Origin of the sequence: Thermopolyspora sp. NPDC052614, from assembly GCF_040678635.1 — a bacterium.
GTDB lineage: Bacteria > Actinomycetota > Actinomycetes > Streptosporangiales > Streptosporangiaceae > Thermopolyspora.
The window spans coordinates 1-19,992 of sequence record NZ_JBFATZ010000002.1; the positions used below are offsets into that span (position 1 = coordinate 1).

The window sequence follows — 19,992 nt, forward strand, 5'->3', positions numbered from 1 at the left end:
ACCACGCTGCTGCGGGCGCTGGCCAACGAGATCCCGCCGAACGAGCGGCTGATCACGGTGGAGCGGGCGCTGGAGCTGGGGCTGGATCAGTTCCCCGAGCTGCATCCCAACGTGGTGGCGTTCGAGTACCGCCTGCCCAACTCCGAGGGGCAGGGGGAGATCACGATGGCGGAGCTGGTGCGGCGGTCGCTGCGGATGAACCCCTCGCGGGTGATCGTGGGCGAGGTGCTGGGCGATGAGATCGTCACGATGCTGAACGCGATGACGCAGGGCAACGACGGGTCGCTGTCGACGATTCACGCCAATTCCTCGATGGAGGTGTTCAACCGGATCGCGACCTACGCGTTGCAGGCGGAGGAGCGGTTGCCGATCGAGGCGACGCACATGCTGATCGCGGGCGCGATCGACTTCGTGGTGTTCATCGAGAAACGCAACGACTACGCGCGCGGCGGCACGCTCCGGCGTTTCGTCTCCAGCATCCGCGAGGTCACCGGCGTGGACGGCCGGGTGCTGTCCAGCGAGATCTTCGCCCCCGGCCCGGACGGCTCGGCCGTGCCGCACGCCCCGATCTCCTGCGTCGAGGAACTGGCGGTCTGCGGCTACGACCCGGCGATGGAGGTGTGGTCGTGATCCCCATCGAGCTGCTCGACCCGTTCGTCATGCTCGCCGGCGCGGCCATCGGCGGCGGCCTGTTCCTCTTCGGCCTCGCCCTGTACGGCCTGCCCCGCAAAATCGGCAAACCGGGACCGCGAAGAGACCGCCGCGAACTGCTGCGCGCCCTGTCCACCCGGACGGGCGTGGCGATCATCACCGGCGCGCTGGTCCTGATCATCACGGGCTGGCCGGTGATGACGGCGGGCGCGGTGCTCCTCGTGCTCGCCTGGCGCGGCCTGACCGGCGGCGCGGCCGAGGAACGCCTCGCCATGCGCAACCTGGAGGCCCTCGCCGCCTGGACCGAGTCGCTGCGCGACACCATCGCGGGCGCGGCCGGGCTTGAGCAGGCGATCCCCTCGTCGGTGCGGGCCGCCGCGCCCACGCTCCGGCCGCACCTGCGGGCGCTGGTGGACCGGCTGCACACCCGCATGCCGCTGCCGGACGCGCTGCGCGAGTTCGCCGACGAGCTCGACGACTCCTCCGCCGACCTGGTGGTGGCCGCGCTCATCCTCAACGCCCGCCTGCGCGGCCCCGGCCTGCGCGACGTGCTCGGCGCGCTCGCCGTGTCCGCGCGCGAGGAGCTCGACATGCGCCGCCGCGTGGAGGCCGAGCGCCGCTCCACCCGGCGCAGCGTGCAGATCGTCGTCGTGGTGGCGCTGCTGTTCGCCGCCCTGCTGATCCTGTTCAACCAGTCCTACGTGAGCGAGTACGACAGCCTGCTCGGCCAGGCCGTGCTCGTGGTGGTGGCCGCCCTGTTCGGCGCGGGCTTCGCGTGGATGCGGCGGCTCGCCCGGTTCGACAAGCCGGCCCGCCTGCTGGCGGCGTCGGCGGCGAGGAGCGGCGATGACTGAGGCGGCGTTGTTCGGGGCCCTGGCGGGGCTCGGGGTGTTCCTGCTGATCCGGGCCCTGTTCCCGGCCCGTCCCGGGCTGGTGGCCCGGCTCGTGGCGCTGGACGCGGCGCGCGAGGGCGGCGAGACGCCGCGCATGCGGATCGTCACGCCGGACGAGAAGGTCAGCGCGTTACGGCAGGGGCTCGGCGAGCGCCTGGCGCGGTTCTACGCCACGCGCGGCTGGGAGGTCCGGTCGATCCGGGCCGACCTGCTGCTGCTCGGCAGGTCCTTCGAGGGCTTCCTCGCCACCAAGGCGCTGCTCGCGCTGTCCGGGCTGCTGATCTTCCCGGTGCTGGTGGCCTGGGTGTTCCTGATGGGCTGGGGCTTCTCGCCGCACGTGCCGCTGTGGAGCGCCGTGCTCGCGGCCGCGGTCTTCTTCTTCCTGCCCGACCTGCAGGTACGCAAGGACGCCGCCGTACGCAGGCGCGACTTCCGGCACGCCGTGGGCGCCTTCCTCGACCTGGTGGCGATGAACCTGGCCGGGGGACGCGGCGTGCCCGAGGCGCTGATGATGGCCGTCGCGGTGAGCGACGACGGCAACTGGGCGATGGCCCGCATCCGCGAGGCGCTCGGCAACGCCCGGATCGTCGGCATCACCCCCTGGCAGGCGCTCGGCCGGCTCGGCGACGAGATCAACGTCGATGAGCTGCGGGACCTGTCGGCCGCGCTCGGCCTGGTCGCCGACGACGGGGCGAAGGTGCGCGCCTCCCTCACCGCCCGCGCGGCCACGCTGCGCCGCCGCGAACTCGCCGAGATCGAGGGACAGGCGGGGGAGCGGTCCCAGTCGATGCTCGTCGCGCAGCTGCTGCTGTGCGCCGGCTTCGTGGTTTTCCTGAGTTTTCCGGCCGCTATGAAGATGTTGGGAGTCTAGATGTTCGCCCCTCCGTGGCTGTCCTACCTGCTGATCCTGCTGAGCGTCCGGCTGCACCGGGCGCGCACCGCCCCCACCAAGGGCGCCTCCGCGGTCGAGTGGGTGGTGATCACCGCCATCATCGCCGGGGTCGCGCTCGGCCTCGCCACCCTCATCCGGAGCCTGGTCGAGGACAAACAGGGCGAGATCGAGGACGCGTTCAACGGGGGCGGCGGCAACGGCGGCGGCGCCGATGCCGGTCGATGACCGCCCCTCCACCCGTACGGCCGCCGACAAGGGGGCGTCGGTCATCGAGCTCGCCATGATCATGCCGATCGTGCTCGCCGTCGTGCTGCTCATCGTCCAGGTGGCGCTGTGGTTCCACGGACGGCAGGTCGCCGACGCCGCCGCGCGGGAAGGGGCGCGGATCGCCAGGGCGGGCGGGGAGAGCGGCTGGGAGGACGACGCCCGGGCCAAGGCGGAGCAGATCGTGCGGGCCGTGGGTCCTCGCCTGCTCGGCGACGTGACCGTGCGTACCTGGGAGAAGGGCGATCAGCGCGGCGTCGAGGTGACGGGCGCGGCCGTACAGGTGATCCCGCTGCTTCCCGAGCTGAGCTTCACCATCACCTCCCGCTTCGGCGGGCCCGTCGAGTGCTTCCGGCCGGACGACGGATCCGAGGGGTGCCAGTGAGCGAGCGGGGGTCGATGGCGGTGGAGACCGTGATGCTCGCGCCGGTCTTCCTCATCTTCCTGCTGTTCCTGGTGGGGGCCGGGCGCGTGGTCGAGGCGCAGGGGGAGGTCAACGGCGCGGCCAGGGACGCGGCGCGGGCCGCCTCCGTGCAGCGCACGTTCGAGGCGGCGCGGACCGCGGCGCGGGAGGCCGCCGAGGCGGCGCTCGGCGCCGACTGCGAGCCGCGGGTCGAACTGGACGACGCCCGCTGGGAGGAGGGCGGCAGCGTGGTGGCGAACGTGACCTGCGAGCTCGACCTGGCCTTCCTCGGGTTCGGCGCGACCCGCGAGATGACGGGCAGCGCGGTGGTGCCGCTCGAACGGCTGCGGAGGGTCGAATGACGGCGGCCGAGCGGGGGTCGATGTCGGTATTCGTGGTCATCTTCTCGGTGGTGGTCTTCCTGCTGGCCGGGCTGCTCGTGGACGGCGGGGCCGCGATCAACGCGCGGCTGCGGGCGGCGGACATCGCCGAGCAGGGCGCGCGGGCCGCGGCCGACGAGATCGACATCGACCGGTTGCGGGCCGGCGGGCGGATCGTGCTGCGGCCCGATCAGGAGGCGGTGTGCCGCCGCGCCCAGGAGATCATCGACGCCCAGGCGGTGGACGGGGCGCGCATGCCCCGCTGCGAGGCCGGCGACGACGAGGTGACGGTCGTGGTCAGCGTGCCGTGGAAGGCGTTCTTCCTGTCCGCGCTGGGCTTCGACGGCGACGAGATGGAGGCCGGGGCCACCGCCGGTCCCGACGACGGGGACGACGCGCCATGACGGGGCGGCCAGACCGATCCGGTTGGTCGGGTGGCCGAGGGGGCGTCCGGCGACGAGTCTGAGAGTACGGGGAGGAGAGGGCATGGCCGCGCCATACAGGTCCGCACGGGCCGACCGGCGGCCGGTGCGGATCCGGGCCGGGCGCACGGTCGGGGACGTGCTGGCCGGGCTGGGGGCGCTGATCCTGCTGGCCGCCCTGCTCGGCGGCGTCCCGCTCGCCCTGCTGCGGTACGCCGGGCCGCCGCTGACGGGGGAGTTGCTCAACGTCGATCTGCTCACCCAGCGCCTCGGATCGGAGACGATCGTCGCGATCCTGGTGCTCGTGGTGTGGCTCGCCTGGCTGCAGCTCGCCCTGTGCGTGATCGTCGAGGTGTACGCGGGGATCCGCAGGGTCGGCATGCCCGCCCGTGTCCCGTTCGCGGGCGGCACCCAGGCGCTGGCGAACAGGCTGGTCTCGGCCATCCTGTTGCTGTTCACGGTCTCGGCGATGGCCGCTCCGATCATCGGGTCGGGGTCTTCCGCGCCGCCCCGGCCCGCGGTCGCGGCCACCGCCGAGATCGGCCAGGAGAAGACGACCGGCGCGCAGGAGGCGGCGCGGCCGTCGCTCGACGTGCGCAAGGTCAAGAAGGTGTACGTGGTGCAGCCCCCGCACGGCCGCCACCACGAGAGCCTGTGGGAGATCGCCGAGAAGTGCCTCGGGGACGGGCGGCGCTACCACGAGATCTACCGGCTCAACCAGCACAAGGAGCAGCCGGACGGGTCGCGGCTGCGCATGGCGGACCTGATCCGGCCGGGCTGGGTGCTCGACATGCCGGACGACGCCGTCAACGTGCATGTCGTACCGGAGAATCAGGACCGGCCCCGGACGCTGGACGAGCATCCCGGCAAACCGGCCGAGGCCGACGACCGCACCGAGTACTTCGAGGGGCACTCGGAGGGGCACGGGGACGCGGGAGGCGTTGGATCCGACGAGCGTGCCGGGGACGCCCGCGCCACCGGAGGCGGGGACGCGAAAGCCCCCGAGGGCTCCGGCGACGCCGACGGCGGTTATGTGGGAAGCGGCGTACGAGAACCGTGGCCCGACCTGCTCGACTACCTTGCGACCGGCTCCCTCGTCGCGGCCGGGGTGCTCGCCGCGCTGGGGCGGCGGCGCAGGGAGCAGTTGTGGCAGCGGGCCTTCGGCCACCGGATTCCCCGCCCGCAGGGCGACGCCGCCGACGCCGAGGTGGCGTTGCGCCTGGGCTCGGACGCCCCCGGCAGCCGTATGCTCGACCTCGGGCTGCGGCTGCTCGGCAGGCGGCTCGCCGACGAGGGCCGGACCCCGCCCACGATCTACGCCGCCCACCTGTCGGAGCACGGCGTCGATCTGTGGATCCACCCGCCCGAGGCGGACGCCCCCGAGCCGTGGACGGCGCACGACGACGGCCGGGTGTGGCGGCTGGCCGCGCACGAGGGCAGGCGCGTCGATGAGCAGGCGCTCGCCGACGTCGCCGCGCCGTACCCGGGGCTGGTCTCGCTCGGCACCGACGGCACCGGGCGGCTGATGGTGGACCTGGAGGCGGCGTACGGGCTGATCTCGATCATCGGGGCGCACACCACCGAGGCGCTGGCCGCTCTCGCCGTCGAGCTCGCCACCAACCGGTGGTCCGACGGCATGCGCATCACCCTGGTGGGCTTCGGCGAGGACCTCACCATGATCGCGCCCGACCGGGTGCGGTGCGTGGACACGCTCGCCGAGGTGCTGCCGGAGCTGGAGGCGCGGGCGGCGCGTCCGCCGGGGCCGGACGACGTGCTCACCGGCCGGATCGCGAGCAGCGCCGCCGACCCGGCCTGGCCGCCGCACTACCTGCTGTCGGCGCTGCGGCCGGACGCGGACGAGGCGCGCCGCCTGGCCGTGCTCGCCCGCGCCGGGGTCCGCTCCGCCGCCGGGTACGTGGTGGCGGGGGCGGTGCCGTACGCGACCTGGACCTGGGAGATCGGCGAGGACCGCAGGGTCCGGGTGGACACCCTCGGGCTGGAGGCGACCGCGCACCTGCTGCCCCGCAGGCACCACGACGCCGTCATCGACCTGTTCCGCACGGCATGGCAACGGCGCGGCGACCCGCTGCCGTCGGACGTTCCGCCGCCCGCCGGGCCGCCCGCGATCGAGGTGCGCATCCTCGGACCCATCGAGGTCACGCCGGTCGCCCCGCTGGAGGAGGGCCGCGCCGACCTCGCCCACGAGATGCTCGTCTACCTCGCCACGCACCCGGGCGGCGTGCACCCGGTCGTGCTCGGCGGCATCCTGTGGCCGCGCGGCGTGCAGGCCGAGGTGCGCGACGCCACCATCGCCCGGGTCGCCCGCTGGCTGGGCCTCGACAGCGTCGGCCGCCCCCACCTGTACGCCGACGCGACCGGCAGGCTGCGACTCGGCCCGGAGGTCCAGACCGACTGGCAGATGTTCGCCGCGCTCACCCGCCGGGCGCGCGGCGACGGCCCCGCCCAGGCCAAGCGGCTGGAACGGGCGCTCGGCCTGGTGCGCGGGCCGCTGCTCGGCGACCGCCCGGAGGGCCGGTACGCGTGGTTGGCCGCCGACGACCTGGAGTACGACGTGACCGCCGCCGTCGCCGACGCGGCCCTGCGCCTGTGCGAGATGCGCCTGGCCCAGGGCGACCCGGACGCCGCGGTGGCCGCGATCCGGGCGGGGCTGCTGCTCGCCGCCGACGACGAGGGGCTGTGGCGGGCGCTGCTGCGGGCCGTGCACGCGACCGGGGACACGGCCCGCCTGCGCGCGGTGGCCGACGCGCTGCAGCGGCGGGCGGCCTCCCACCCGTACGGCGGGGGCATGGCGCCGGAGACGGAGGCGCTCATCGACGACCTGCTGCCCACGTGGCGCCTGCACGCCCTGCCCTCCCATTCCCTCCCGTCCGCATGAAGGGGACGCGACGAAATGAGCGATCAGCCGCTGTCATGCCGATCTCCGCATAACGATGGCCGCCCGCGCCGGAGCCTGCCTACCGTTCGTGCCATGCGATGGGTGGCCGCCGCCACGGCGTTGGCGCTGCTGGCCTGTGGATGCGCGGCGGGCGAAGAAGAGACGTTCGTCCCGGGGGACGCCCCGGCCGGGAACGCCTCCGCCGGGAATCCCTCCGCCGGGAACGCCTCGGCGGCGCCGCGTACGGCCGGCGGGGAGGCCGAGGGCAGCTCGTCCTCGGGTCCGCGGGTGGAGAAGGTGAGCGCCGCTCCCGGGATGACGGTCGTGATCGAGTGGCCGTCCGGGCTGGCGCCCGAGCAGCAGGCCATGATCAAGGCATACGCCGACTACTACACCCACGTCTGGGGCGCGATCGCGACCGGCGGCCGGGACGTCTCGTACGGCACGACCGTGGAGGGGATGGCGACCCGAAGCGCCTACGAGTGGGTGCGATCGTTCATGGAACGCGCCAATGCCGCCAAAGGCACCGTTCGCGTCTACGCACTGCGGGTGGCGGCCGTGGTGGGCCGAGGGGCCGAGGTGGACGCGTGCGTGGACAGGTCCGGCGTACGGGTGACCGACGCCGCCACCGGCCGCGCCACCGCCGTCCAGCCCGCCTGGACCAAGGGCACCCAGGCCGTGCATTTCCAGGCCGCCGGGGTACGGCGCGGCGACGACGGCACCTGGCGGGTCGCCAACTTGCGCTATGCCGAGCATCCCGACGAACGTGCGAAGGAGTGCGTGCGATGAGAGCAGGCGTGTGGATGAGGAGGCGGACAATAAGGCGGAGGATGCCCTCATCGACGGCCTGGCGTGCCCCTCGGGCCGCGTGGCGCCCCGCGATCGCGATGGCCGCCGTGATCCCGGTGCTCGCCTCCGCCCTGCCGGCGACCGCGCACGCCGCCGACCCCCGGCCGCCCGCCGCCTCGGGCGCGTCCGGCGAGGCGTTCCAGCGCGGGCGCGAGGTCGGCGTCCGGCTCGCCAACTCGACGATCAAGCTGACCGGCCACGTACGCGGCGGCAAGACCGACGGCCACCGGCTCAAGCGTCCCTGCTGGTACGAGCCGGACCTGAAGCCGGCCGAGATGCTCAAGCAGCAGGAGGGCCTGCGCGCCATTTGGCGCCACTTCAACCCCGATGCCACCGACGAGGACTTCGAGCGGTTCCTCCAGCAGTTCCGGGACCGCCTCGACGACGACGGCCGGTGGTGGAAGCCCGCCTACAACGCCGCCGACCCCGCCGGCCAGGCCTGCTGGTCCGGGCTTGAGGCGTTCGTGTTCGTCCCGACGGGCACCACCCCGGCGGGCGGCATCACCGTCCGCGAACTCGCCGAGATCGCCCGCGCCGCCCTGACCGTGCCCGAGCCGCGCCTGAAGCTGAGCCCCGAGGCCAAGAGCTATGTGAACCTGCCCACCTTCGTCTGGCTCCCCGGCAGCACCCAGGCGACCCGCTCGGTCACCGCGACCCTGCCAGGCGTCATGAGCGCCACGGTGACGGCCACGCGTACCGGCATCGAGATCGATCCCGGCACCACCGCCGACCGCGCCGAGGTGAAGAACCAGTGCGGCGCCGCCGGGCGTCCCTACGTCAAGGACGCCCCCTTCACCTGCGGCGTCCGCTACCTGCGCGCCTCGCTCGACCGCCCCCGCGGCGTCTACGAGCTGACCGTCACCACCGTCTGGCGGGTGGCCGTCACCTCCACCCAGCCGATCGGCGGGCCCGGCTTCACCCCCATCCGCGCCGCCACGACCATCGACGTTCCGGTGGGCGAGGTGCAGAGCACCGTCCGCGACTCCACCTCCTGACCGGCGAGCGGCCGCTTCACTGCGGGGTTCCGCGGCAGGCTGCGGGCGATCACGGCGTGCGGCCCGTCAGGGGCAGATCCAGGTGGTGCACACGGTCACGCCCGAGTGGGTACGGCAGTGCAGCCGGAACGGCTCGCCGGGCATCCCCCGCAGCGTGAACTGGCCGATCTCGTCGATGATCGCCGTCATGGCCTCGCCGGAGACGGTGCCCATGCGCACCTCCCCGGGCTCGGCGGGGATCAACTGGCCGTACAGGACGTCCTTGCTGATCTCCAGCTCGATCGTCAGCTCGGTGGCGATGAGGGTCAGCGCCCGGGAGGCGGCCGACGTCCGGGTCAGCGGAGCCTCCCGGTCGGCGAGGGCGGAGTCGAAGGTCAGCCGGGCGAGGCCGGCGTCGAGGGGCAGTTCGACGATTCCGGTGTCCCAGACGGGTGTGGCGAGACGGTGCTCGAACTCCTCACCGGAGATCTCGGAGGCGGAGTCCGATGGGAAGGCGCCGTCGGCGAGGTCGGGGTCGATGAGGTCGTGCCAGACGTAGGCCGCCTTGGCGGCGTCCACGAGGGCGGGCGGAACGGCGTCGGCGCCCGCCAGGAGGTCGGCGAGCCGGGCGAGGAGTTCCTCGTCGCTCCATTCGTCAGGCATCGGACCGACCTCCGCATGCTCGGTCCGCCCGCCGGGGAGATCGCCATGTCCTGTCAGGTCTCAGCGTGGCCATGTCCGTCCCCTTTCATGCGACGGCCGGGAACACCCGCCGTCTGACAGAGCCACACACCCCGCCCGCTGATACACTAGGACGCGAGATTGTGAGTTACTCTCGCGTTCGTGGTCAGGTCAGGGCGCCCTCGTGGCGCAGCAGCCACCGCTTGACCTGCGGCCCGTAGTAGTAGGAGCCGACGCCGCCGGTGGACGGCACCACCCGATGGCAGGGCACGAACGGGGCGATCAGGTTCCGCGCGCAGGCGCCTCCGGCCGCGCGGGCCGCCGTGCGGGGCATGCCCGCGCGCTCGGCGAGTTCCGCGTACGTGACGGCGATGCCCGGCGGCACGGCCCGCAGCGCGGCGTGCAGCTTCCTGCGGCGCTCACTGCCCGGCTGCTCGGCCGGGATCGCGTCCAGCGCGGTCAGGTTGCCGTCCAGGTAGTCCCGTACGGCCTGCGCCGCCTTGCCCACGTCGTCGACGCGCTCCAGCGGCAGGGCACGCAGGTCCGGCGCCAGGCGGTCGTACAGCTCCGTCGGGTCGGCGGTGAAACCGGCCGCGACCAGCGTGTTCTCGCGGACGAGCAGGGACAGCGGCCCGATCGGGGTGGTCAGGGTCTGGGTGAGGATCACGATGCGCTCCACAGGTGCAGGGCGGCGTACGCCCGCCAGGGGCGCCACCGCTCGATGTCGTCGTCGGGAATCGCGAGCCGCCGCATCGCCCGCCGCAGGCCGAGATCGCCGCTCGGCCACGCGTCGGGGTCGCGCAGCGCCCGCAGCGCGATGTAGCCGGTCGTCCACGGCCCGATCCCCGGTACGGCGAGCAGGCTCGCGGCCACCTCGGCCGGATCCTGGGCGCCGTCGAGGTCGATCTCGCCGTCCGCCGCCATCCGGGCGAGGGCGCGCAGGGTGGCGATCCGCCGCGTGGTGAGCCCGAGGCCGTCGAGGTCGGCCTCGGCGAGCCGCTCGGGCGTCGGGAACAGGTGGCCATCGCCGGACGGCTCGCCCGCGCGGGCCACGATCCGGCCGAGCAGCGTGCGCGCGCCCGCCACGGAGACCTGCTGGCCCACGACGGCCCGCACGGCGAGTTCGAATCCGTCGAACGCGCCCGGGACGCGCAGGCCCGGCCGCCGTTCGACCAGCGGGGCGAGCGAGGTGGTCCGGAGCACCGACGCGATCGCGTCCGGCGCGGCGTCCAGGTCGAGCAGGCGGCGGCAGCGCGACACGATCCGCGCGAGCAGGCGGGCGTCGGCGGTGGCGACGTGCAGGGCGATGTGGCCGTTCGCCGGGGCGAGCGTGATCGTTCCCCCGGGGACCAACCGGCTGTATCCGGAAATATCCGCCTTCTCCAGGCCGGGTATGGCGCGTGCGGCCAGGAAGCCCAGCAGCGTCTGCGCGTCGTACGGCGGCCGGTAGTGCAGCCGGAGCGTGAACCTGGCTGGCTCCACCCCGACGCCGTGGTCCGTGCCCGCGCCGGAGCCCGAACCAGAACCCGTACCGGGACCTGCGCCGACGTCCGTGCCGGGATCGGCGGAGTGGCCGGGAACGGCACGCCTGGTGACGCGGCCCCCGGCGCGAGCGCCGCGCAGCTCGGTGGGCGCGAAGCCGTACGCCTCCTTCATGGTGGCGTTGAACTGCCGCAGGCTGCCGAACCCGGCCGCGAACGCCACATCGCCGATCGGCAGCGCCGTCTCGGTGAGCAACTGCTTGGCGAGCAGCAGCCGGCGCGTCCTCGCCACCGACAGCGGCCCGGTCCCCAGCTCGGCCGTGAACAGCCGGTGCAGGTGGCGCTCGGTGACGTGCAGCCGCGACGCCAGCCCGGCCACGCCGTACTCGTCGACCACGCCGTCGTCGATCAGCCGCAGCGCCCGCGCGACCAGGTCGGCGCGGACGTCCCAGCCGGGGTCGCCGGGGCTCAGCTCGGGGCGGCAACGCCGGCACGGCCGGAATCCGGCCGCCTCGGCCGCCGCCGCGTGCCGGTAGAAGCGCACGTTCTGCCGCCCCGGCGTGCGCGCCGGGCAGATCGGACGGCAGTAGACGCCGGTCGTCGTCACCGCCGTGTAGAAGCGCCCGTCGAACCGCGCGTCCCGCGCGGTCAGCGCCCGGTAGCACGAGTCGAAGTCCAGCGTCGGCACCGGTCCTTCCGCGCCGTGCGCCGAGGCCGTGGTCGTGATTGCGGCCCTGGTTGTGGCCCTGCTTGTGGCGGTGGTTGTGGCGGTGGTTGTGATGGACACGTCTTCGACGCTATCCGCAGTTCAGCCCACGGCGCTGGCGGGAATCGGACCTCGCCGTCCGGCCCCGGCACGGGCGGGCGGTCACTTGGAGGAGACGCCCACGCCGAGGTCGAACTCGCGGTAGACGCGCGCCCAGAAGCCGTCGCGCAGCCACACCCGCGCCTCCGGGTAGGGGCGCAGCGAATGCCCCAGCTCCTTCTCCGCCTCGATCAGCAGCTCGGTGTCGATGACGGTGGGCAGGATCGGGCCGGGCAGCAGGTCGCGGATGTTGTCGCGGCCCCGGGTGAGGATCCACTTCTGCGCGACGTGCTCGCCGACCTCCTCGACGCGCGGGCGGCTCGGGCCGAGCTTGGTGACCTGGCCGATCGGGGCCTTGGCCGGGGGTTTGACGATCGGGGTACGGCCCGCGAACACCTGGGCGGGGGAGGGCGGCGACGGCGCGGGGGCCACCGGCTGCGGGGCGCGGCTGAAGTAGTTGCGCAGGAAGTCGGCGCCGAGGATCTCCACGGTGTCGGACTCCCACACCAGGCGCTCGGCCTGGTTGGTGCCGAAGGGGGGCTCCACGCCCCACAGATGCACGCGCACCCCGTACGCCTGGGCGGCCTCGACCGCGGGCACCATGTCCTCGTCGCCGGCGATGAGCACGGTGTCGGTGACGGCGTGGTGCCGGGCGAGGGCCTCCAGGTCGCTGCGGATCTGGGCGTCGACGCCCTTCTGCTGGCCGCGGGCGTTGAGGTTGCCGAGCCGTACCTTGACCCAGGGAAGCTGGGCGATGACGCGCTGGTCGACGGTGGGCACGCGGTCGCGGGCGGCGTCGTACCAGTAGACGCGCAGCAGCTCGCCGGGGATGCGTTCCATCGCGTGCTTCTTCAGCGCCTGGATGAGTTCGTCGGCCGCCACCCGATACTCTTTGCGCTCCTTGGCCCCGAGCAGGACCTCGCCGGCTGCGGCATAGAGGTAGCCCACGTCCACGAGAATCGCGTATTTCGCGGCTACCGGATGGGCCGTGAGGTCCGGGGTGGCCATGCTCTCCTCCAGGCCTCGTCTTCCGTATGCGGTCGGCTTGCTGCGCCCCCTTTTTAGATAGTCCCAACTCTTGGACTACTTGACACCCACTTCCGGGCATCTAGTGGGGGAGAGCGCTGGCCCTCCAGGCTCCCGCGCCGTGCGTCAGCGGGGCGCGCAACAGGGGCCTTCTCCAGTTGTCCCGGGCGCGCACGGGTTCCGGCGGCGCGGGCGCGGCCCTCGCCGCGAGCGCGACGACGAGCGCGGCGAGCTCCTCGGGCGTGGCGTCGCCCCGGATCACCCGCAGGCGGGGCGGACCCTCGACGATCTCGTCGCCTTCGGCCACCTGGCCCTCCTCTCCCGGCCCGCCTCCCGGCGGACCGCCAGCCGTCCGGAACGCCATTGACCATGCGCGACCGGCCAAGAGCGCTCGGTGACAAACACCGTAGGGAGTAAGGGCCGAGGTGTCAAAGCGGGATGTTGCCGTGCTTCTTCGGGGGCAGCGTCCTGCGCTTGTTGCGCAGCGCCCGCAGCGCCTTGACGACCTCCACCCGCGTCTCCGACGGCAGGATCACGGCGTCGACGTAGCCGCGCTCGGCCGCCAGGTACGGATTGGCGAGGGCGTCCTCGTACTCCCGCACCCGCCGGGCCCGCTCGGCGTCCGGGTCCTGCGCGACGGCCAGCTCGCGCCGGTAGAGGATGTTGACCGCGCCCTGCGCGCCCATCACCGCGATCTGCGCCGTCGGCCAGGCGAGGTTGACGTCGGCCCCCAGGTGCTTGGAGCCCATGACGTCGTACGCCCCGCCGTACGCCTTGCGGGTGATGACGGTGACCAGCGGCACGGTGGCCTCCGCGTACGCGTACAGTAGCTTGGCCCCGCGCCGGATGATGCCGTTCCACTCCTGGTCGGTGCCGGGCAGGAAGCCGGGCACGTCGACGAAGGTGAGCACCGGGATGGTGAACGCGTCGCAGGTGCGGACGAACCGGGCGGCCTTCTCGGAGGCGTCGATGTCGAGCGTACCGGCGAGGCTCATGGGCTGGTTGGCCACGACGCCGACCGAGCGGCCCTCGACCCGGCCGAAGCCGACGATGATGTTGGGCGCGAAGCCGGCGTGGATCTCCAGGAACTCGCCGTCGTCGAGCACGTGCCGGATGGCCTCGTGCATGTCGTACGGCTGGTTCGCCGAGTCCGGGATGAGCGTGTCGAGCTCGCGGTCCTCGTCGGTGATCTCCAGGTCGGCGGGGGCGTCGTAGACCGGCGGCTCGTCGAGGTTGTTGGAGGGCAGGTAGCCGAGCAGCTCGCGGGCGAACTCCAGGCAGTCGGCCTCGTCCTCGGCCTCGACGTGCGCGACGCCGGACCGGGAGCCGTGGGTGCGCGCGCCGCCGAGCTCCTCGAAGGTGACCTCCTCGCCGGTCACCGTCTTGATCACGTCCGGCCCGGTGATGAACATGTGCGATTTCTCTCGCACCATCAAAATAAAATCGGTCAAAGCGGGAGAGTAGACCGCGCCGCCCGCGGCCGGGCCCATGATCAGCGAGATCTGCGGGATCACCCCGGAGGCGTGCACGTTCCGCTTGAAGATCTCCGCGAACAGCCCGAGCGCGACCACGCCCTCCTGGATGCGCGCCCCGCCGCCGTCGTTCATCCCGACGACCGGGCAGCCGACCTTGAGCGCGTAGTCCATCACCTTGACGATCTTCTCGCCGTACACCTCGCCGAGCGAGCCGCCGAAGACCGTGAAGTCCTGGCTGAACACCGCCACCGGACGCCCGTTCACCGTGCCGTGCCCGGTGATCACCCCGTCCCCGTACGGCCGGTTCGCGTCGATGCCGAAGGCGTGCGCCCGATGCCGGGCGAACTCGTCGAACTCGACGAACGACCCCGGGTCGAGGAACGCCTCGATCCGCTCCCGCGCGGTCATCTTGCCCTTGGCGTGCTGTTTCTCCACCGCGCGGGCCGAGCCGGCGTGCAGCGCCTCCTCCCGCCGCCGTCGCAGGTCGGCGAGTTTGCCCGCGGTCGTGTGGATGTCGATCGGTTCCGGGACGGGCTCAGCGGTCATGAGGCACAGCGTAATCGCCGGGGCCGCGCGGCCCTGCGGTGGGCCGGACGGGTCGGTTTGCCGGAAATCTACGCTGACCAGTGGTCTAGTCCACTTTGCGAGACCGGTCTCTGCTCCTTTGAGGCGACTCGCTACCCTTCGAGCATGGCCGTAGGCAGGCAGAGCGCGGTCGCCGAGATGCCCGACGAGCTTCGGGCCGACGTGCGGCTGCTCGGTGAGCTACTGGGACAGGTCCTCGCCGAGAGCGGCGGACCGGATCTACTCGACGACGTCGAGCGGCTGCGCAAGGCGGTGATCGCCGCGCGCCGCGGCGATTCGCCCGAGAGCCTCGACGACATCACGGCGATGGTGGCCGCGTGGCCGCTGGACCGCGCGGTGCAGATCGCCCGCGCGTTCACGTGCTACTTCCACCTCGCCAACCTGGCCGAGGAGCACTACCGCATCCGGATTCTGCGGCAGCGCGACACCGGCGAGGCCGTACAGCCCGAGTCGCTCGCCCAGGCCGTGCGCGAGGTGCGCCACGACCTCGGCCCGGAGCGGCTGCAGGAGCTGGTCGACAACCTCGTCTACCATCCGGTGCTCACCGCGCACCCCACCGAGGCCCGCCGCCGCGCGGTCGTCACCGCGATCCAGCGGATCGGCGCGCAGCTCGACGCGTACAACGCGCCGGGCGCGGGGGCGAGCGAGCGCCGCGAGGCCCGGCGGCGGCTGCTGGAGGAGATCGACCTGCTGTGGCGTACGGCCCAGCTCCGATCGACCCCGCTCGACCCGCTCGACGAGGTCCGCACCGCGATGTCGATGTTCGACGAGACGCTCTTCCGCGTGGTGCCGCTGATCTACCGCTCGCTCGACGACGCGCTCGCCGACGGCACCGGCGCCCGCGCGCCGCTCGCCCGGCCGTTCATCCGGTACGGCAGCTGGATCGGCGGCGACCGGGACGGCAACCCCAACGTCACCGCGAAGAAGACCCGCGAGGCGCTGCTCATCCAGGCCGAGCACGTGCTGATCGCGCTGGAGAACGCCGCCACCCGCATCGGGCGCGGGCTCACCGCGTCCGCCGGGTACACGCCGCCGTCGGCGGAGCTGCGCGCCGCGCTCGCCCAGGCCGAGGCCGACCATCCCGACATGGTGTCGGAGCTCGCCACCCGCTCGCCCCGCGAGCCGCACCGGCAGTGGCTGCTGTTCATCGCCTCGCGCATCGCCGCGACCCGGCGGCGCGACCTCGACCTCGCCTACCGCTCGCCCGAGGCGCTCCTGGCCGACCTGCGGCTGTGCCAGTCGTCGCTGGCCGCCGCCGGGGCGGTGCGGCAGGCGTACGGCGAGTTGCAGCATCTGATCTGGCAGGTGGAGACGTTCGGGTTCCACCTGGCCGAGCTGGAGGTGCGCCAGCACTCCCAGGTGCACGCGGCGGCGCTGGCGGAGATCCGGCGCGGCACGCCGTCCGAGCGCACCGAGGAGGTGCTCGCCACCATCCGCACGATCGGCTGGATCCAGGAGCGCTTCGGCGTGGCCGCGTGCAGCCGCTACGTGGTGTCGTTCACCACCTCGGCCGAGGACGTCGCCGCCGTGTACGAGCTCGCCGAGCACGCCCTCGGCGAGCGGGCCCCGGTGCTCGACGTGGTGCCGCTGTTCGAGTCGGGACGGGACCTCGACAACGCGCCGCACGTGCTGACCGGCATGCTCGAACTGCCGGCCGTACGGCGGAGGCTGGAGGCCAACGGCCGGCGGCTTGAGGTCATGCTCGGCTACTCCGACTCGGCCAAGGAGGTCGGCCCGGCCGCCGCAACGCTGAAGCTGCACGACGCGCAGGCCGAGCTGGCCGAGTGGGCGGTCGCCAACGACGTACGGCTCACGCTCTTCCACGGCCGCGGCGGCGCGCTCGGCCGCGGCGGCGGCCCGGCGAACCGTGCGGTGCTCGCCCAGGCCCCCGGATCGGTGGCCGGGCGGTTCAAGGTCACCGAGCAGGGCGAGGTGATCTTCGCCAGGTATGGGCACCTGGCGATCGCGCGGCGGCACATCGAGCAGGTCACCAACGCGGTCATGCTCGCCTCCACCCCCTCGGTCGAGGACCGCGCCCGCAAGGCCGCCGGGCGGTTCCGCGCCCTGGCCGACCGGGTCGCCTACGCATCCGAACGCGCCTACCGCGCGCTCACCGAGGCGCCCGGGTTCCCCGAGTGGTTCGCCCTGGTGAGCCCGCTTGAGGAGATCGGGTCGCTGCGGCTCGGCTCCCGGCCGCCCCGGCGCGGCCTCGGCGCGCCGCGCTCCCTGGACGACCTGCGGGCGATCCCGTGGGTGTTCGCCTGGGCGCAGACCCGCGTCAACCTGCCCGGCTGGTACGGCCTCGGCAGCGGCCTGGCCGCCGTGGACGAGCTGGAGGAGCTGCGCGCCGCATACGCCGAGTGGCCGCTGTTCAACTCGATGCTCGACAACGCCGAGATGTCGCTGGCGAAGACCGACCGGGCGATCGCCGAGCGGTACCTCGCGCTCGGCGGCCGGGAGGACTTCGCCGCGCAGGTGCTCGCCGAGTACGACCTCACCCGCAGGCTGGTGCTCGAGGTGACCGGGCACACGCGGCTGCTGGAGAACCGGCGGGTGCTGTCCCGCGCGGTCCAGCTCCGCGACCCCTACGTGGACGCCCTCTCTCACCTGCAACTGCGCGCCCTGTCGACCCTGCGCGCCGACGCCGAGCTCACCGACCACGAGCGGGACCGGCTGTCCACGCTGCTGCTGCTGTCGGTGAACGGCGTGGCGGCCGGGCTGCAGAACACCGGGTGACGCGTCGGCGCGAGAGGATGGGCGGGTGGACGAGTCGCCTTACACCGATCTCGGACGGCCGCCGTTGTCGCAGGCCGCGCTGTCGCGGGCGCTGGTGCGGCCCGGGTCGCTCTGGACGTCGATCGCCGTCGTGCGGACGACGGGATCGACCAACGCCGATCTGGCGCAGGCCGCGCGGGCGGGGGCGGCCGAGGGGAGCGTGCTGGTCGCCGAGTTCCAGTCGGCCGGGCGCGGGCGGCTGGGGCGAAGCTGGGCGGCGCCGCCGCGCTCGGCGCTGATGTTCTCGGTGCTGCTGCGGCCGTCGGCGCCCGCCGCCGCGCAGGGCTGGCTGCCGCTGCTGACCGGCGTCGCCGCCGCCACCGCCGTACGGCGGATCGCCGAGGTGGACGTGCGGCTGAAGTGGCCCAACGACCTGCTGGTCGGCGAGCGGAAGCTGGCCGGGGTCCTAGCGGAACGGGTCGAGGGGCGGGTCGAGGGGAACGGCGGCGCGGCCATCGTGGTGGGCGTCGGCCTCAACGTCGGCCTGCGCGAGGACGAGCTACCGGTCGAGACGGCCACGTCGCTGGCCGTGGAGAAGGCGGCGTGCACCGACCGCGACCCGCTGCTGCGCGCGGTGCTGCGGGAGATCGAGCGGCACTACCGGGACTGGACGGCGGCGGGCGGCGACGCCGAGGCGGCGGGGCTGCGGGCCGCCTACCTCGCCGCCTGCGCCACGATCGGCCGCCGGGTGAGGGTGGAACTGCCGGGCGGTCGGCGGCTGACCGGGACGGCCACCGGGGTGGACGCGTCCGGGCGGCTGCTGGTCCGCGACGACGACGGCGAGGAGCGCGCGGTGAGCGCCGGGGAGGTCGTGCACGTACGGCCCGCCTCCTGAGCGGCGGGATTGGGGCAGACGCGAACGGTCCGGACATGCCACGATGTGCCGCATGGGACTCCCCGACCATCACCTGACGGAGGGGGAGCGGGTCGTTCTCTCGTTCCACCCTCACTGGAAGCGGCTGATTCTGCCGGTTCTCGCGGTCATCGTGCTTCTCGCGGCCTGCGTGGCGGCGTTTCTCTTCATTCCGGGCGGCGAGCCGTACACGTCGTACGTCCGGATCGGGGTCGCGGTGGTCGCCGTGATCCTGCTGATCTGGTGGGCGCTCGTGCCGTACCTGCGGTGGGTGACGACGTCGTACACGCTGACCACGCACCGGTTCAACATCAGCACCGGCATCCTGAACAAGTCCGACGACGACATCCCGCTGGCGAAGGTCAACAGCGTGAGCTCCGACCAGCGGCTGCTGGAGCGCATCCTCGGGTGCGGCACCCTGGTGGTGGAGTCGGCCTCCGACGCCGGCGAGATCAAGCTGGCGGACATCCCGAGCATCCAGACGGTGCGCGCCGAGCTGTTCCGCCTCGTCGAGGACGCGTCAGATGGTGAGATAGACGGACGGTGACTCACATCTACCAGCGACAAATGATTTAGCGAGACAATGAGCGAAGTTCCGGCGAAGCGGCCGACGACGGAGGACATCGAGCGGTTGTTCCTCGGCCCGCCTGCCCGCTATACCCGGCTCCAGGTCGCCGAGGCCGCGGGAGTCCCATCGGAGCTGGCCGCACGGATCTGGCGTGCCCTGGGCTTCGCCGCGCCCGCCGACGACGCGGTCGCCTTCAGCGACGCCGACGTGGACGCGCTGCGCCGCATCGGAGTGCTGCTCGATGCGGGCCTGCTCGACGAGAAGATCGTGGTACGCATGGCGCGGGCGCTCGGCCAGACCACGGCCCGGCTCGCGCAGTGGCAGGCCGAGATCGTGCTGGACTCGCTGGCGGACGCGGGCGACGGGGAGCTCGGCCGCCTGCTGGAGACGGCCGGGCTGCTGTTGCCGGACTTCGAGCGCCTGCTGGTGCACGTCTGGCGGGTGCAGCTCGCCGCCGTCGCCACCCGCCTGTCCGCCTCGGCCGAGCTCGTCGCCGACCCATCCTCGGCCCGGATCACGCTGGCGGTCGGTTTCGCCGACCTGGTCGCGTTCACGCGGTACTCGCGTGACCTGGACTCCTCGGCGCTCGCCGAGCTGGTGGAGGGCTTCGAGTCCCGCGCCTCGGACGTGGTGGCCGCCCGGGGCGGGCGGCTGGTCAAGGCGCTGGGCGACGAGGTGCTGTTCACCGCGGGGGACCCGGCCACGGCGGCGGGCATCGCGCTCGACCTGGCCGACGCCGCGCGCGCGAACGCCGACGGGCCGGACGTACGGGTGGGCCTGGCGTACGGCCCGATCCTGCCCACGATGGGCGACGTGTTCGGTCCGACGGTGAATCTGGCGGCTCGGCTCACGGCCATCGCCCGGCCGGGGACGATCATCATAGACTCCGGCATGGCGGACGGGCTGACCGGCGTGCCGGGCCTGGAGATCAGCAAGATCAGACGCAGGCCGGCCCGGGGGTTCGGCGTGATCCAGCCGTATGTCCTGCGGGCGCGAACGCCCGACGAGGAGCATGTGGGGAAGCCCGCCGGGAAACCGGTGGCACAGGCCGGCGAGGGAGCACGGTGATCCGGACCCATCCGGTCCGGAGAGGACCGGCGAGGACAAGTGAGGTGCAGC

The 19,992-nt window shown here is 73.2% G+C and carries 20 protein-coding genes; 14 read left to right on the forward strand and 6 right to left on the reverse strand.

The window, feature by feature from the left end; translation table 11 throughout:
* From AB0K60_RS03555 to AB0K60_RS03600, 10 genes are all read left to right on the forward strand, one after another.
* The coding region (locus tag AB0K60_RS03555; protein WP_364048166.1) for a CpaF/VirB11 family protein at positions 1–630 on the forward strand (630 nt) is incomplete at its 5' end.
* On the forward strand, positions 627–1,505 hold the full coding sequence (locus tag AB0K60_RS03560) for a type II secretion system F family protein (protein ID WP_364048168.1): 879 nt from the start codon (positions 627–629) through the stop codon (positions 1,503–1,505). The genes AB0K60_RS03555 and AB0K60_RS03560, both read left to right, overlap by 4 nt.
* On the forward strand, positions 1,498–2,415 hold the full coding sequence (locus AB0K60_RS03565) for a type II secretion system protein (RefSeq protein ID WP_364048170.1): 918 nt from the start codon (positions 1,498–1,500) through the stop codon (positions 2,413–2,415). The genes AB0K60_RS03560 and AB0K60_RS03565 overlap by 8 nt, the downstream gene beginning before the upstream one ends.
* Complete coding sequence (locus tag AB0K60_RS03570; protein WP_364048172.1) at positions 2,416–2,661, forward strand: hypothetical protein; 246 nt, start codon at positions 2,416–2,418, stop codon at positions 2,659–2,661. It begins immediately after the preceding gene.
* Entirely contained in the window at positions 2,648–3,085 is a 438-nt protein-coding gene (locus AB0K60_RS03575) for a TadE family protein (RefSeq protein ID WP_364048174.1), read from the forward strand. The genes AB0K60_RS03570 and AB0K60_RS03575 overlap by 14 nt, the downstream gene beginning before the upstream one ends.
* Positions 3,082–3,465 carry a TadE family protein gene (locus AB0K60_RS03580; RefSeq protein ID WP_364048176.1) on the forward strand — a complete coding sequence of 128 codons (384 nt, stop codon included), beginning with the start codon at positions 3,082–3,084 and terminating at the stop codon, positions 3,463–3,465. Before AB0K60_RS03575 ends, AB0K60_RS03580 begins: the two co-directional genes overlap by 4 nt.
* A complete protein-coding gene (locus AB0K60_RS03585) occupies positions 3,462–3,887 on the forward strand; it encodes a pilus assembly protein TadG-related protein (protein ID WP_364048178.1) in 426 nt (141 codons plus the stop codon). Before AB0K60_RS03580 ends, AB0K60_RS03585 begins: the two co-directional genes overlap by 4 nt.
* 82 nt (positions 3,888–3,969) lie before the next feature.
* Positions 3,970–6,801, forward strand: a complete 2,832-nt coding sequence (locus AB0K60_RS03590; protein WP_364048180.1) for a bacterial transcriptional activator domain-containing protein — start codon at positions 3,970–3,972, stop codon at positions 6,799–6,801.
* Between the two features lie 93 nt (positions 6,802–6,894).
* On the forward strand, positions 6,895–7,590 hold the full coding sequence (locus tag AB0K60_RS03595; RefSeq protein WP_364048182.1) for a hypothetical protein: 696 nt from the start codon (positions 6,895–6,897) through the stop codon (positions 7,588–7,590).
* Between the two features lie 41 nt (positions 7,591–7,631).
* A complete protein-coding gene (locus AB0K60_RS03600) occupies positions 7,632–8,645 on the forward strand; it encodes a hypothetical protein (protein ID WP_364048184.1) in 1,014 nt (337 codons plus the stop codon).
* A gap of 66 nt (positions 8,646–8,711) precedes the next feature.
* Here AB0K60_RS03600 and AB0K60_RS03605 read toward each other — a convergent pair whose 3' ends face one another.
* The 6 genes from AB0K60_RS03605 to AB0K60_RS03630 form a co-directional block, all read right to left on the reverse strand.
* Positions 8,712–9,287 carry a hypothetical protein gene (locus tag AB0K60_RS03605; RefSeq protein WP_364048186.1) on the reverse strand — a complete coding sequence of 192 codons (576 nt, stop codon included), beginning with the start codon at positions 9,285–9,287 and terminating at the stop codon, positions 8,712–8,714.
* A 184-nt stretch (positions 9,288–9,471) separates the two neighbouring features.
* On the reverse strand, positions 9,472–9,972 hold the full coding sequence (locus AB0K60_RS03610) for a methylated-DNA--[protein]-cysteine S-methyltransferase (RefSeq protein WP_364048188.1): 501 nt from the start codon (positions 9,970–9,972) through the stop codon (positions 9,472–9,474).
* Positions 9,969–11,474, reverse strand: coding sequence for an Ada metal-binding domain-containing protein (locus tag AB0K60_RS03615; protein ID WP_364049263.1), 1,506 nt, complete (start codon positions 11,472–11,474; stop codon positions 9,969–9,971). Before AB0K60_RS03615 ends, AB0K60_RS03610 begins: the two co-directional genes overlap by 4 nt.
* A gap of 180 nt (positions 11,475–11,654) precedes the next feature.
* Complete coding sequence (locus AB0K60_RS03620) at positions 11,655–12,599, reverse strand: NYN domain-containing protein (RefSeq protein WP_364048190.1); 945 nt, start codon at positions 12,597–12,599, stop codon at positions 11,655–11,657.
* Positions 12,600–12,699: 100 nt separating this feature from the next.
* Positions 12,700–12,924, reverse strand: a complete 225-nt coding sequence (locus AB0K60_RS03625) for an acyl-CoA carboxylase epsilon subunit (protein ID WP_364048192.1) — start codon at positions 12,922–12,924, stop codon at positions 12,700–12,702.
* 121 nt (positions 12,925–13,045) lie between these two features.
* A complete protein-coding gene (locus tag AB0K60_RS03630; RefSeq protein ID WP_364048194.1) occupies positions 13,046–14,638 on the reverse strand; it encodes an acyl-CoA carboxylase subunit beta in 1,593 nt (530 codons plus the stop codon).
* Positions 14,639–14,782: 144 nt separating this feature from the next.
* Between AB0K60_RS03630 and AB0K60_RS03635 the strand changes: the two genes are divergently transcribed.
* Genes AB0K60_RS03635 through AB0K60_RS03650 form a run of 4 tightly spaced genes read left to right on the forward strand, consistent with a single transcriptional unit; the run spans position 14,783 to position 19,941 of the window.
* Complete coding sequence (locus AB0K60_RS03635) at positions 14,783–17,413, forward strand: phosphoenolpyruvate carboxylase (RefSeq protein WP_364048196.1); 2,631 nt, start codon at positions 14,783–14,785, stop codon at positions 17,411–17,413.
* 25 nt (positions 17,414–17,438) lie between these two features.
* Positions 17,439–18,287 (forward strand): biotin--[acetyl-CoA-carboxylase] ligase, encoded by an 849-nt coding sequence (locus AB0K60_RS03640; RefSeq protein WP_364048198.1) that lies wholly within the window; start codon positions 17,439–17,441, stop codon positions 18,285–18,287.
* A gap of 52 nt (positions 18,288–18,339) precedes the next feature.
* A complete protein-coding gene (locus tag AB0K60_RS03645; protein ID WP_364048200.1) occupies positions 18,340–18,852 on the forward strand; it encodes a PH domain-containing protein in 513 nt (170 codons plus the stop codon).
* Between the two features lie 36 nt (positions 18,853–18,888).
* On the forward strand, positions 18,889–19,941 hold the full coding sequence (locus AB0K60_RS03650; RefSeq protein ID WP_364048202.1) for an adenylate/guanylate cyclase domain-containing protein: 1,053 nt from the start codon (positions 18,889–18,891) through the stop codon (positions 19,939–19,941).
* Positions 19,942–19,992 lie beyond the last annotated feature (51 nt).